The organism is Stenotrophomonas sp. CS3K5 (assembly GCF_059515225.1).
Genome location: NZ_JCAKRX010000015.1, coordinates 73,312 through 86,992, shown reverse-complemented (window position 1 = coordinate 86,992; position 13,681 = coordinate 73,312). Strand labels below are relative to the sequence as shown.

Below are 13,681 nucleotides of genomic sequence, written 5' to 3'. Positions count from 1 at the left end.
TCCAGAACGTTGCGTCGCCCCGGCGCTGCGTCCGCTGTCACCGGCGCGGCGGTATCCTGCTGCCAGCGCCGGTCTTTTCCGTTCCAACCGAGGTGGAGGTGCCGATGTACCAGGTGATCCTGTTGAAGAGTGAATCCGCGTTCGCACGCGAGCAGTGGCCACAGGTCGATGACTTGGTGGATTACGAAGGCGTCAGCTACAGCCTGCGTGCCGGCCCGCGCCAGCCGCTGCCCACCGACCACGACTGGCACCCGGTGGCGGTGTATGCGCCGGACGAGATCACCGAGGAAGAGTTCCAGGACTGGTACGCGCTGCAGCAGTCCACAGTGGAAGAGCTGCGGCTGAAGTACTGATGCTGGCGATGGGGCGTGGGACCACGCAGACGCGTAGCGTCGAGCTTGCTCGACGGCCCTTCCATCCGCCCTTTACCAGCTCTGCCGTATAGTCGCGCGCAGGCGCGGTGGTCCGCGTGAACCGGTGTGGCTGGCTTGTCTTCCTTCCTGCAATTGATCCGTAAACGGGGGCCCTGGCTGGCCCTGCTGCTGTGCAGCGTCTTCCTGTTGTCCGCGCCGGTACTGGCGCAGGATGAGGACCCCACGCCCAAGCAGCAGCTGGCGGACATCGATGCGAAGCTGAAGGACGTTGACCGTAAACGCGGCGATGCGGAGGCCATCGAAACACTGGCCATGCTGTCCGAGGATGCCTCGAAGGCGCGGCGTGATGCCGAGGCACTGGAAAAGGCGCTGCAGCCACAGAAGGACCGGCTCGACGAACAACTGGCGCAGCTGGGCACGCCTGCCGAAGGCGTTACCGAGCCGCCCGAACTGGCAGCGCAACGACGCACCCTCACCAAGCAGCGCGACAACCTGGCCGCCTCGGTCGCGCAGGCCAAGGCCAGCGCCGTCCGCGCGCAGCAGCTGGCGACCGACATCGACCAGCAGCGCACCGCACAGCGCACTGAAGAACTGGGCCAGAAGGTGGCCTCGCCGTTGTCGCCGGCATTGTGGAGCAAGGTCGCCGAGCGCTTGCCGATCGACATCGCGCGCGTCGCCCCGCTGGCCGAGCAGGGGCGCGCTGCGCTGGTGGCCGGCATCGCCACCCACGGGTGGGGCACCCTGCTGCTGGGCGTGGTGGTGGCACTGGTGATGATGTTCCCGCTGCGGCTGTGGCTCCGCGCGCTGGGGCGGCGCTTTGCCGCGTCCGAGCGTGCGCCCGATGGCCGCCTGCGCCGTTCCGGCCTGGCCATGTGGCTGCTGCTGGTGGGCACGCTGCTGCCCGGCTACGCGGTGGTGGTACTGATGGCGGCACTCAAGGCCATCGATGCGATCGCGCCGCGCCTGCAGGTGGTGGCCGACGGCCTGGAGAGCGCGACCTTCCGCGCGGCCTTCATCGCCGCACTCAGTGCCTGCCTGCTGGTGCCCAAGCGCCCATCGTGGCGCCTGTTGAACCTGGATGACACCGCCGCGCTGAAGCTGCGCAAGTACGCCTGGGGCGCGGCAGCCCTGGCCTGGCTGAGCACGGTGCTGGTGGCGATCGACCAGGCCACGCGCACCAGCGATGTGACCACAGTGGCGCTGGATGGCCTGATCGCGCTGACCTACCTCGGCCTGATCATGGCCATGTTGGTGACACTGGCCCGCCTGCACCGCCGGCAGACCGCCGAAGCCGAAGCCAAGCTGGAGGCACAGGCCGACGGGCAGGGCGCGAGCACGCCAGTGCGGCGCAGCAGCTGGCTGGTGCTGGCCCGGGTGGCCGGCAACATCGCGGTGGTGGCCGCCATCGTTGCAACGTTGCTGGGCTACCTGAACTTCGCCAAGTTCGTGAACCAGCAGCTGATCGGCGGCAGCATCGTGGTGCTGGCCGCGACCCTGCTGTTCAAGTTCGTGGATGACCTGAGCACCTGGATGCTCAACGCCGACAGCAAGGTCGGCCAGACCATCCTGCTCAGCGCCGGCCTGAGCGTCTCGCGGCTGGAGCAGGCCGGCGTGCTGCTGTCGGCGGCGCTGCGTACGGTGGTCGTGCTGCTGGCACTGCTGGCGCTGGTGGCGCCGTTCGGCAACATCGGTGCGGTGGTGGAGCGTTTCGCTTCGCTGCTCACCACCGGCATTCCGCTGGGCGGCACCACGTTGAAGCCGATGGGGATCGTGCTGGCGGTGCTGGTGCTGCTGGCCGGCCTGGCCGTCACTCAGCTGGTGCAGCGCTGGCTGACCGATACCTACCTGCCCAAGACCGAGCTGGATCTGGGCGCGCGCAATTCGGTGAGTACGGTGGCCCGGTATCTGGGCATCATCATCGCCGTGTTCTGGGCGCTTTCGGCGATGGGCCTGCCGCTGAGCAAGCTGGCGTTGCTGGTCAGCGCGCTGTCGGTGGGTATCGGCTTCGGCCTGCAGGTGATCACCCAGAACTTCGTGTCCGGCCTGATCCTGCTGGCCGAGCGTCCGGTGAAGATTGGTGACTGGGTGAAGCTGGGTGACCAGGAAGGCGACATCCGTCGCATCAGCCTGCGTTCGACCGAGATCCAGGTGAGCGACCGGTCGACACTGATCGTGCCTAATTCCGAGCTGGTCACCAAGACCGTGCGCAACATGACGATGGGCAACAACCAGGGGCGCATCCAGATCCAGTTCGCAGTGCCGCCCAGCACCGATGTCGGCAGCCTGCGCGATGCGCTGTTGCAGGCCTACGCCGCGCATACCAACGTGCTGAAGCAGCCGGAGCCGTCGGTCTACATCGACAGCATTGCCGGAGGGCAGATCACCATCAACAGCTTTGCCTATGTGGCCAGCCCGCGGCAGGTGTACGCCACCCGCAGCGATCTGTACTTCAGCCTGCTGCAGATTCTGGGCGAGCGGAACATTCCGCTGTCGACGCCGACCGACATCCACATCACCCGCGACCCGCAGGAATAAGGGGCTCTGCAGGGCTACGCCCTGCACGCGCGTAGTGCCGGCCGCTGGCCGGCAACATCGATCCGGGGTCAGATCCGTCTTCCGCAGGAAAATGGATCTGACCCTTTGCGCCGAGCGTATCCACGCATGCCGTGGATCTACCCGCGCGGTCGGCTGCGCGAGGGCACCAGTGCGAAGGTATCCACCGCCAGCTTCTCGGCATGGTTCAACCACGCGCGGATCTCCAGATCGTCCACTTCGTGGTCCAGCCCGAACGACACGTTGATCTTGCCGTCCGCATCAGGCTGCACCCACTGCTGGGCCAGCACCACCTTGCGCTGCGAGGACACCGCTTCGATCCAGAAGCCGCGATCCGGGCGCGTGCTCGCCACCAGCTGCAGCATGTACTGGCCGGCACGGGTGCGACGGCCCTTCTGGGTGATCATGTGTGCCTGGCGCACGCTCGGACGGGGGCCCTGGAACGCATCCAGCGGCGCATCCACGGCGATGCCGCCGCGCAGGTCGTTGTCGCGGTACAGCTTGATGCCGTTATCGCGGTTGACCAGCAGTGCACACCAGTCGCCGTCGGCCGAGCCATCCTCGAACGCGGTACAGCGATCGACATAGGCCAGCGTGTTGTCCGGGTCCGCATCATCGAACTGGCGTGAGGTGTTCTCCAGGTACACCGACTTCAGGCCCCAGTTCTTGTCGTACTCCAGCAGCACCGGCGGCTGCACCTGCTGCAGGCCGACCAGCACCTGGTCGTCGCCGTTGATCTTCAGTTCGCGGGTGGGCTCGCCCAGCCACAGCGAGCGGGCGAAGGCGAGGTACTGCGGGTAATCGCGGCCGCCCTCGCGGCGGGTGGCCACGCTGGCGCTGGGCGCGCGCTGCGGGTCGATCAGCGAGCGGCCAAAGCCCATCGTCTTCAGGTTCGGGTCCAGCAGGCTGAGCAGGGTGGCGCCCGAATCCAGCGTGGTGCCGGCGTCGCTGGCCAGCTGGCGCGGGGCAATGCCATCGCCCAGGAACAGCAGCAGGTTCTCGCGCTTCTGCTGGGTCAGGATGTGGCTCAGATCGTTGGGCATGGCCAGATGATCGGAGGCGATCACGATCAGCGTGTCCTTGCCGTACGGGCTGGCCTGGATGCGCTGCACCAGCTGCGAGATCAGCCGATCGCTGCACTTCAGCGCGTTGAGCATGTTGATGTTGCCGTACGGCCCCTGGTAACGCTGGCCCTTGCAGGCCACCGGCAGATGCCCGGCCGGGTGGTGCGTATCCATGGTCAGCGTGGTCAGCATGAACGGCGCTCCCTCGCGCGAGAGCTGCTCAAAGTGCTGGTAGGCCGTATCCAGCAGCACGTCGTCGTGCACGCCCCACGGCGAGTAGTGCATCCGGCCGATCTTCTTCTGCTGCTTGAACCAGTCCAGATCGTGTACTTCGTCGAAACCGTGGCTGGCCAGGAACCGGCCCTTGCCGGCGAAACGGCCGTTGGCACCGCCCAGGTAGTGGTTGGTGTAGCCCTGCTGCTTCAGGTAGTCGCCCAGGCACACCGCCTTGGGCAGGAAGCTGCCCATGCGGTCCATGCTGTTCTCATCGCCCTGCGAGGTGGTCAGCGGCACGCCGCACATCGACGACACCAGCCCGGCGATGGTCCAGCCGCTGCCTTCGGCTGAGGCCAGACCGCGAACGTCCAGCGATCTGGCGGCCAGCCGGTTGAGGTTGGGCATCAGGCCGGGAAACACCGCCTCGTCCAGATAGGTGCGCTCCAGGCTTTCACCGTAGATCCAGACGATGTTGCGCGGGCGCTGCAGCGGCTGCGTCGGTACCTGGTATTCAGGGGCGATGCGGGCGAAATCGACCGGGCGCAGCTGCTGGTAAAGACGCTGGCCGTCGCGGGCCAACGGGCTGATCGTGACCGTGGCCAGCCACACCGCCGCGAAACCGGCAAACCATGCACCGCCCGGGCCGGGCCGGCGCCAGCGCTTCACCCGCGTGGCAAACAGCGGCAGCAGCGAGACCAGCGCCAGCACGATGAAACCGGCGATATAGCCCTTGAAGTCGGAGACGCCGGCGCCCTCCATGTCCGCGCCGAGGTGGTACAGGGTGGCGGCGTTGAGCCCATCACCCGAGAGCTTGTCGATCAGCCACCACGCGCTGAGCATGAGCAGCAGCAGCGAGAATGCAGCGGCCTTCCACCACACCCACTTTGCGGACGCGAGGAACAACCAGCACAGCAGCAACAACGACAGCAGCAGTATCCAGAGCATAGGCAGCTTCGGCAGTGACGGGGTGGTGGCGATGGACGTCGTACCGACGCGTGTCCATCCGACCGGCGCTGCCGCAAGCACATACACATGACAGGCCGATGACCCGATAGTGCATGCACGAACCTGACTGAAATGTTTGTTGAAATGACGCGCGCGAAATCGCGCTCAGAAGGTAAAACGAGCGTGAAAGGCTTCGTTGGATTGCATTAAAAACCGCATGAATACGGCGGTTTGTTCGACGTCAGCGATGGCCCCGTTCTTCGCGTGCACGCGCGCGGCGATCGAACAGCAAGGCGCTGGTCACGATGCCCAGCCCCAGCACCACGCCGATCAACAACAGCACCAGCGCGATCAGTGGATAGCCGAACAGATGCCATCCGGTGTCGATCTTCATCATCATCGCAGCGGCCATGATCAAGGCAGCACTGATGATGCCGGCGGCCACGCGGTTGGCGATCTTCTGCAGATTCTCCATCAACCGCGATTCTTCCAGCCCGGTCACTTTCATCTGCAGACGGTTCTCGGCCAGCAACGCCATGATGTCCGACAGCTTGCGCGGCCCGTCGCGCAGCAGCTGCTGCAGTTCCATCGCCTCGCTGGCGATGTTGGCCGCCGACAGCGATTTCTTCAGGCGTGCGCGCATCACGTGCTGCAGCTGGCGCTCGACGATGCGGCGTGTGTCCAACTCCGGCGCCAGCAGCCGGCACACCGTTTCCAGGTTGAGCAGGGCCTTGCCCAGCAGGCTCAGTTCCGGTGGCGTGCGCAGCCCACAGGCGGTGGCGATGCGCACCATGTCCAGCACCACGCGGCCTTCGGAAAAGCTGCCGCTGGCCGCGTAGCGTGCGATCAGCTGGCCGGTTTCGCGCAGGTAGCGCTCTTCGTCGAACGCTTCCAGTCGCGTACTGATGCTGATCAGGTCATCGGCCACTTCCTCGCCACGGCCATCAACGGCGGCGAACAGGATCTTCAGCAGGCGTTCGCGCAGGCGCGGCGGCATGTGCGCGACCATGCCCAGGTCGAAGATCGCCAGGCGCCCGTCGGGCATCACCCGCAGGTTGCCTGGATGTGGATCGGCGTGGATTTCGCCGTGCACGAAGATCTGGTCCAGGTAGCCGCGGATCAGCGCGGCCGCCAGCGGGTCCATCGATTGTTCGGTGCGGCGCACGCCGGGAATCGCATCCACGCGCACGCCGGTGGCCAGCTCCATGGTCAGCACGCGCTGGCTGCTGTAGTCCCAGATCGGCTGCGGCACCCACAGCCGGCGGAAGGGCTTGAGGTGGCGGCCGAAGCGCGACAGGTTCTCGGCCTCGGCTTGGTAGTCCAGCTCCTGCATCAGCGTCTTGGCGAACTCGTTGAGCCAGTCGCGCAGCCGAACGCGGCGGCCGACCTGGGTCAGATGGTCGGCCGCCAGCGCAAAGCTGCGCAGCGCTTCAAGGTCAGAACGTACCTGTGCGGCGACCTCGGGCTTCTGCACCTTCACCGCGACCTGGCGGCCATCGTGCAGCACCGCGCGATGCACCTGGGCCAGCGATGCGCACCCCAGTGGCTCGGGATCGAACGCGGCGAACAGCTTGTTCACCGGCGCCCCCAGCTCCTGCTCGACGATGGCGTGGATGCGCTCGACCGGTACCTCGGCCACCTTTTCCTGCATGCGCTCCAGCGCGGTGGCGAACTCCACTGGCACCATATCCGGGCGCGTGGAGAGCATCTGGCCCAGTTTGACGAAGGTCGGCCCCAGCGCTTCCAGGTCGCTGACGAACTGCTCCGGGTTGCCATCGGCCGGCACGTCGGCATGGTTGCTGGCCGCGTCCAGGTTCATGCCCGAGAACACGCCCGAATGCCGGTAGCGCATCAACAGGCGCAGGATCTGGCTGCGCCGGTTCATGCCTTTGACCAGTGGAGGATTGCCAGCGGCGGTGGGCGGGTTGCTCAAGCGGAACTCCCATGCGGCGAAGACGGGGTAGTGCCGGCCACTGGCCGACAATGTGCGGGTCCTGCAGTGTCGCCGGGGCAGGGTAGGCACGCGGTGAACTCGCCGGCTTCCGCAGCGGCCCCGGTATCGGTCAGAATCCGCACATTCCCTCTCTTGGACGCCCCATGGCCGGTGCCAGCCTGTTTGCCCTGCTCGACGATATCGCTTCCCTGCTCGACGATGTCTCGGTGCTGACCAAGGTCGCTGCCAAGAAGACTGCGGGCGTGCTCGGCGACGACCTGGCGCTGAACGCGCAGCAGGTGACCGGCGTCAACGCCAATCGCGAGCTGCCGGTGGTATGGGCGGTGGCCAAGGGCTCGCTGGTGAACAAGGTGATCCTGGTACCGGCGGCGCTGGCGATCAGCGCGCTGGAGGCGTGGCTGCATGGCCGCGGCTGGAACGTGCCGCTGATCGTGCCGCTGATGATGATCGGCGGCGCGTTCCTGTGCTTCGAGGGCGTGGAGAAGCTGGCGCACCGCTTCCTGCATTCCTCCGACCACGATGCCCAGCGCCAGGCCGAGCGCCGCAAGGCGTTGGCGGATGCCGAGGTGGACATGGTGGCGTGGGAGAAGGACAAGGTGAAGGGCGCGATCCGCACCGACTTCATTCTTTCGGCCGAGATCATCGTGCTCACCCTGGGCGTGGTCGCCACTGCGCCGTTCACCAATCAAGTGGTCACGCTGGCGGTGGTCGCGCTGGCGATGACGGTGTTCGTGTATGGGCTGGTGGCGGGCATCGTCAAGCTCGACGACGTCGGCCTTTACCTGTCGCGCAAGGGCGGTGCCATCGCCGCGTTCGGTCGTGGCCTGGTTGCCTCGGCGCCGTGGTTGATGAAGTTCCTGTCGGTGGCCGGCACCATCGCCATGTTCCTGGTCGGCGGCGGCATCCTGGTGCACAACGTGCCGGCGCTGCACCACGCGGTGCAGGCGATGGGCGGCGAAGGGTCGTGGGGTTGGCTGATCAGTGCCGCGGCCAACATGGTGGTGGGCATCGTCGCCGGTGCTATCGTGCTGGCGGCGGTGACCGGGTTCCAGAAGCTGCGCGGGAAGTAACCTGTAGAGCCGAGCCCACGCTCGGCTGTTCTACGGCGCTCCGCGCCGCCGCTAGCGGTGGTTTCGTCGAGCTTGCTCGGCGGCTGTTTGCGGGGAAGAAAAGCAGTCGAGCAAGCTCGACTCTACGCAAGGGTCATTCAACCCGCCTGCACCCGGTTCTTGCCCTGGCGCTTGGCCGCATACAGCGCATCATCGGCACGCCGCAGCAGCGCGTCGGCATCGTCGCCGGGCTGCCATTGCGCCAGGCCGGCACTGAAGTGCACCGGCACGCGCCGATCCTGTACGGTCAGCACGCGGTGCGCCAGCGAGCGCTGCAGGCGCTGTACGGTGGCCATGCTGTCGGCCCCCTGGGTTTCCGGCAGCACCAGCACGAACTCGTCGCCACCCAGCCGCGCGATGCCATCGGTGGCGCGCAGCAGCAGCTTGCAGACGCTCACCAGGTGCTGCAGCAGCGCATCGCCGCCGGCATGCCCGTGCGCGTCGTTGGTATGGTGGAAATCATCCAGGTCGATCACCGCCACGCCCAGTGGTGAGTTGTTGCGCGCGGCGCGAGCCAGCTCGCGCTGCAGCAGTTCGTCCAGGCCGCGGCGGTTCAGTGCCTGGGTCAACGGATCGATGCGCGCCAGATCACCGGCCGCGCGCAGTTCCTTTTCCAGTTCGACAATGCGCTGTTCGGCACGCTCCACCTCCTGCCGTGCGTTGGCCAGATGATCGCGGGCCTGCGCCGCCTGCTGCTGCACCTTGCCGGTATCGCGCATCACCTCCTGCAGCAGCTGGTTGAGATCGGCGATGCTGCGTGCCTCGCGCAGCTGCAGCGCATAGCTGCCGATGCGGTCGTGATACTCGCCGGTGCTGGTGGCCATGCCATCCATGCGCTCGATGAACTCGCCCATCAAGCCGCGCATCGCCGCCTTCGAATCGTCGATGCCCTGGCGCAGCAGGCCCTGCTTGTAGATCACTTCGCGCAGCTCGGCGCGGGTGCGTTCGACCGCTTCGGCTTCCAGCGGACCATCCAGCAACTGGCGTACCGCCGCGATCTGGCCCTGCAGCCAGCTGCGGTCATCCAGCAGCTCGCTGACGTTCTCCAGCAGCAACGCGAACAGCTCCAGCAGCAGCGCCTGCTGCTCCTGCCAGCTCTCGGCGCGCACACCCACCTGGTGGCCGAGCTCGCGTACGCCCTGTTCGATCGGTTCCAGCGCCGTGCCCGGCTGCCACTGGCGCAGGCGCAGGGCCAGGGCCTGCGCCTGTTCGCGCAGGTCCGGGTCGTGCTGCAGCAGGGCCACCACCGCACCGCCCAGCAGCAGCCGCAGCTGCTCGGACAGGCGCAGGCTTTCCGGTTGGCCGTCCGGCGAATGCTGCTCGATGGTGCGGATGTACTTGTCGATGAGCTGCCGCATGGCCCGCCCATAGCGCGGCCAATCGGCGCTGGCCTGTGCCGATTGCAGGCGGTCACCCATGTCACCCAGTTCGCCGGGCAGGGTGGCCATGCCATTGGCGAACGCGGCCAGCAGCGGCTCCGGCGCATCGGCGCCGGCGAACAGCTGCTGCAGGGCCACGCCACCGCCGCCCTGCAGTACCACGCGGTCACCCCGCCCATCGTCGGCCACCGCGCGCACGCGTGCCGGCGGCCCAAGGGCGGTACCGGGTGCGGGGCGGGGGTCGGGCTGGTCCGTCATGGAGCGAATCCTGGGGTTGGCAGGGGCAGGTTCCAGCATATCGGCGCGGCCGCCGATCGCTTGAACGTCTAGGATGGGCGACAGGATGCCGCAGTGGAGGTGGTGATGCGCGTGATGTTGCTGGGGGCGACCGGCCTGGTCGGTGGGCTGACCCTTCCCAGGCTGCTGGACGACCCGCGCTGCAGCGCCGTGGTGGCGCCCACCCGCCGCCCGTTGGGCGTAACCCACGGGAAGCTGGAGAACCCGGTGCTGGCCTTCGACGCGTTGCCCACCTCGCCCGAATGGGCGCGCGTAGACGCGGTCATCTGCGCGCTGGGCAGCACCATTGCCCAGGCCGGCAGCCGCGAGGCTTTCCACCGAATCGACCATGATTACCCGCTGGCGTTCGCACGGCTCGCACAGGCACAGGGGGCCAGTACCTATGTGCTGAATTCCGCGGCCGGCGCCAACCCGCAGTCGTCGATCTTCTACAGCCGGGTGAAGGGTGAGCTGGAGCGCGATCTGGCCACGCTGGGCTTTGATTCCCTGACCCTGGTTCGCCCGGGGCTGATCGGCGGCGAGCGCAGTGAGGTACGCCGTGGCGAGCGCCTCGCGTTGAAGGTGCTGGGCGTGCTGGGGCCGGTGCTGCCGCGTGCGTGGCGGATCAATCCGGCCACTGAAATCGCCAAGGCACTGATCGAGGCCGCGCTGGCACCGCAACCGGGTCAGCATGTGGTGGCATCGAGCGCGCTGGTCGGCTGATGTCGCGCGCGTTGCGCCTGGCCCAGCTTCAACAGCTGTTGCGCCGCCATCGGCGGCCGGTGGCGGGGCAGGTGCTGGCTGATGCGCTGGGCATCAGCCTGCGCACGTTGTACCGCGATATCGAAACCCTACGCGCGCAGGGCGCCGACCTGCGCGGTGAGGCCGGCATCGGTTACCAGCTGGCGCCGAGCGACACCCTGCCGCCGATGACCCTGCCCCCGGCCGAGATCGACGCGCTGGTGCTGGGCCTGCGCTGGGTCGCGGCCCGTACCGAGCCGGCGTTGGCCGAAGCCGCACGCGATGCGCTGGCGCGTATCGCGCATGTGCTGCCTGCGGCGCGCCGCGAAGCGCTGCGTGACAGTGGTCTGCGCGTGGGGCCTTCACGCGTCGCGGCCAAGGTGCCGGCAACGCGACTGCAGGCGGTGCGCGAAGCGGTAAGTGCACAGCAACGGCTGCAGTTCGGCTACCAGGACGCGCAGGGCCAGCGCACCGAGCGCATCGTCTGGCCGTTCGCGCTGGCCTATTTCGATGAAGTGCCGATGCTGGCCGCGTGGTGCGAGGGTCGCGAGGATTTTCGCCACTTCAGACTGGACCGCATCCGCCAGGTGCGCGTGCTGGAGGATCGTTACCTTGTGCCGCGCGCTGCCTTGCTGCGGCGCTGGCAGAAGGCGCAGGGCATCGCCCCGGACTGGCTGGACCGGTCGTAGCGTCGAGCAAGCTCGACGCTACTGACAGAAACTGTCAGCAGGGCCGTTCCATCATGAACGCTCCCAACCACGGAGCCTTCCCATGTTCACGCCCAGCACCCTGCTGCAATACGTGCGCGACGTTGCCGCCAGCGCCACCTTCTACAGAGGCATCCTCGGCACGCCACCGGTCGAGCAGTCGCCGGGCTTTGCCCTGTTCCTGCTTGGCGATGGCGCTGCCTTGGGCCTGTGGCAGCGTGACGACGTGCAACCGTCGGTGTCCGCACAGGCCGGCGCCGCCGAACTGGCGATGGTGGTGGCCAACCCTGATGCCGTGCAGCAGATGCACGACGCGTGGCGCGCCCTCGGTGTGCAGATCCTGCAGGCGCCGGTGACGCTGGAGTTTGGCCACACCTTCGTCGGTGCCGACCCGGATGGCCATCGCCTGCGTGTCTACAGCCGTGCCGAGGGAATGGTCGCCCGCGATTGATCGCATGCGTTCTGTAGAGCAGAGCCGATGCTCGGCTTGCGTTTCAGTAGATTCACGCCATGCGTGGATGGAGGTAAAAGGCAGCCGGGCACGGCTCGGCTCTACAGTAGAGCGCGCACAAAAAAACGCCGGGCATTGCCCGGCGTTTCCTGTGTTTCAGAGGGGGGGGCGATCAGCTGGCCAGCGCCAGGTCGTCCATCATCGCGCGCAGGAAGCGTGCGGCCTCGCCGCCCGTCGCCGCGCGGTGGTCGAAGGTGACCGACAGCGGGATCACCTTGTGCGCTTCCACGCCGCCCATCACCGGGGTCATCTGGTGGCGGGCACGGCCGGCACCGACGATGGCCACGCACGGCGGCACCACGACCGGGGTCGCGTAGCGGCCGGCGAACATGCCGAAGTTGGACAGCGAGATGGTGTAGCCGCTCAGTTCCGAGGCAGCGATCGAACGCGATTCGACCTGCTCGCGCAGGCGGTTCACGCCCTCGCGGATGCCACGCGCATCGAGCATGTCGGCATTGCGCAGCGCGGGCACGAACAGGCCATCGTCGGTGTCCACGGCGATGCCGATGTCCACCTGGGCGTGCAGGGTGCGGGTCAGCGCTTCACCGTCGAACCAGGCGTTCATCGCCGGCACCTTCTGCGCGGCCACCACGATCGAACGCACCAGGCGTGCGGTGACGTCGTTGCCCGGCAGCCAGGCATGGATGTCGGCGTCGTCGTTCAGCGTGGTCGGCACGACCTTGCTGTGCGCATCGGCCATGACGCGGGCCATATTGCGGCGCACGCCCTTCAGCGGCTCCGGCTGGCCCTTGGCGACCACGCCCGGCGGCTGGGTGCGCATCGGCTTGCCGGCGGCAGACAGCGGGGTGCGGGCTTCGCTCTGCACCGGGGCAGACACCTGCGCCGGGGCCGGGGCGGCATACGCGGCGGCAGCGACCGGCGCCGGCGCAGCGCCGAGCTTGGCGGTGCCGTTGGCGGCGGCCTGCTTGACGTCGGCCATGGTCACCGCGCCATCGGTGCCGGTGGCAGGCACGCGGCTCAGGTCCACGCCCAGCTTGCGCGCCATCGCACGCACGGCCGGCACGGCCTTGACGCCGCCGACGGCCAGCGCCTGCTCGGCGTGCACGGCGTTGGAGCTCTGCATCGCGCCAACCACGGTGCCGGCGTCATCACGCTCGGCGGCAACCGGCTTGGCTTCTGCGGCAGCCACCGGGGCGGCAGCGGTCGGCAGCGGCGGCGGAGTCGGTGCGGTGGCCGGCGCGGCATGGCCGTGGCTGTGGCCGGTGTCCTGGCCATCAGCGCGCTGCGGCAGGTTCGGGTCCAGTTCGAAGCTGGCCAGCACCGAGCCGGTCGGGATGATGTCGCCGGCGCCGCCGGACAGCTTCAGCACCTTGCCGGAGAACGGCGAGGGCACTTCGACGACGGCCTTGGCGGTCTCCATCGAGACCAGCGGCTCGTCCAGCTTGATCACATCGCCTTCCTTGACGAACCACTCGACGATGGTCGCGTCCGGCAGGCCTTCGCCCAGGTCGGGCAGGTTGAAGTTCTTGGTCTGGCTCATTTGCAGTTCTCTTCCAGCAGTTCCAGTTCGCGGGCCGGCAGCCAGCCCGTCGCGCCATTGGCGCGCTCGGACCACCACCACCCACCGTGTTCGTGATGAAGCTTCACCATCTCGCCACTTTCCACATCCAGCTCGCGGGCGTCGTAGTCGCACAGGGCTTCGGCGCGACCCTCGTCCAGCAGCTGCAGCCAAGCGATGGGCGCCCATCCAGCGCGCCCATCGTTGGTGCGTACCCAGGCAAACGCCGGCCATTCCTCGTCACGTACACCGACTTCGACGATCTGGCCGGCGCGGAACCGGAGCGGGTTGGGATACTGGCTGCGGTAAGCCCCCAGAAGGCGGGCCCGCATG

General features: G+C 67.6%; 11 protein-coding genes. 6 read left to right on the top strand and 5 right to left on the bottom strand.

All coding sequences use genetic code 11. The features are described from left to right. Positions 1-104: 104 nt before the first annotated feature. Together AC5YGJ_RS18670 and AC5YGJ_RS18665 are read left to right on the top strand one after the other, a co-directional pair. Positions 105-353, top strand: coding sequence for a hypothetical protein (locus AC5YGJ_RS18670; protein WP_249842625.1), 249 nt, complete (start codon positions 105-107; stop codon positions 351-353). 126 nt (positions 354-479) lie between these two features. Next, positions 480-2,909, top strand: a complete 2,430-nt coding sequence (locus AC5YGJ_RS18665) for a DUF3772 domain-containing protein (RefSeq protein ID WP_496187379.1) — start codon at positions 480-482, stop codon at positions 2,907-2,909. Positions 2,910-3,046: 137 nt separating this feature from the next. Here the strand turns inward: AC5YGJ_RS18665 and AC5YGJ_RS18660 are convergent, their stop codons facing one another. Both AC5YGJ_RS18660 and AC5YGJ_RS18655 read right to left on the bottom strand, forming a co-directional pair. Continuing rightward, the gene (locus tag AC5YGJ_RS18660) at positions 3,047-5,152 is read right to left on the bottom strand and encodes a phosphoglycerol transferase I (RefSeq protein ID WP_496187378.1); all 2,106 of its coding nucleotides are present in this window, start codon (positions 5,150-5,152) and stop codon (positions 3,047-3,049) included. 241 nt (positions 5,153-5,393) lie between these two features. Further along, entirely contained in the window at positions 5,394-7,037 is a 1,644-nt protein-coding gene (locus AC5YGJ_RS18655; RefSeq protein WP_496187399.1) for an ABC1 kinase family protein, read from the bottom strand. A gap of 212 nt (positions 7,038-7,249) precedes the next feature. On the opposite strand from AC5YGJ_RS18655, the gene AC5YGJ_RS18650 reads away from it, so the two are divergent. Continuing rightward, the gene (locus AC5YGJ_RS18650; protein WP_249842627.1) at positions 7,250-8,176 is read left to right on the top strand and encodes a DUF808 domain-containing protein; all 927 of its coding nucleotides are present in this window, start codon (positions 7,250-7,252) and stop codon (positions 8,174-8,176) included. 137 nt (positions 8,177-8,313) lie between these two features. On the opposite strand, the gene AC5YGJ_RS18645 is transcribed toward AC5YGJ_RS18650, so the two are convergent. Next, the gene (locus AC5YGJ_RS18645; protein WP_496187377.1) at positions 8,314-9,852 is read right to left on the bottom strand and encodes a GGDEF domain-containing protein; all 1,539 of its coding nucleotides are present in this window, start codon (positions 9,850-9,852) and stop codon (positions 8,314-8,316) included. 105 nt (positions 9,853-9,957) lie between these two features. Here AC5YGJ_RS18645 and AC5YGJ_RS18640 point away from each other — a divergent pair, with 105 nt between their 5' ends. The 3 genes from AC5YGJ_RS18640 (at position 9,958) to AC5YGJ_RS18630 (ending at position 11,769) form a co-directional block, all read left to right on the top strand. Further along, entirely contained in the window at positions 9,958-10,593 is a 636-nt protein-coding gene (locus AC5YGJ_RS18640; protein ID WP_409460582.1) for a Rossmann-fold NAD(P)-binding domain-containing protein, read from the top strand. Beyond that, positions 10,593-11,300: a helix-turn-helix transcriptional regulator gene (locus AC5YGJ_RS18635; protein ID WP_496187376.1), complete on the top strand. Its 708-nt coding sequence runs from the start codon at positions 10,593-10,595 to the stop codon at positions 11,298-11,300. The genes AC5YGJ_RS18640 and AC5YGJ_RS18635 overlap by 1 nt, the downstream gene beginning before the upstream one ends. Before the next feature lie 82 nt (positions 11,301-11,382). After that, positions 11,383-11,769, top strand: coding sequence for a VOC family protein (locus tag AC5YGJ_RS18630; RefSeq protein WP_409460580.1), 387 nt, complete (start codon positions 11,383-11,385; stop codon positions 11,767-11,769). Positions 11,770-11,941: 172 nt separating this feature from the next. Here AC5YGJ_RS18630 and AC5YGJ_RS18625 read toward each other — a convergent pair whose 3' ends face one another. Both AC5YGJ_RS18625 and AC5YGJ_RS18620 read right to left on the bottom strand, forming a co-directional pair. Beyond that, entirely contained in the window at positions 11,942-13,330 is a 1,389-nt protein-coding gene (locus AC5YGJ_RS18625) for a dihydrolipoamide acetyltransferase family protein (RefSeq protein ID WP_249842632.1), read from the bottom strand. After that, a complete protein-coding gene (locus AC5YGJ_RS18620; protein ID WP_107232888.1) occupies positions 13,327-13,680 on the bottom strand; it encodes an SH3 domain-containing protein in 354 nt (117 codons plus the stop codon). Before AC5YGJ_RS18620 ends, AC5YGJ_RS18625 begins: the two co-directional genes overlap by 4 nt. Between the last annotated feature and the right edge of the window lies 1 nt (position 13,681).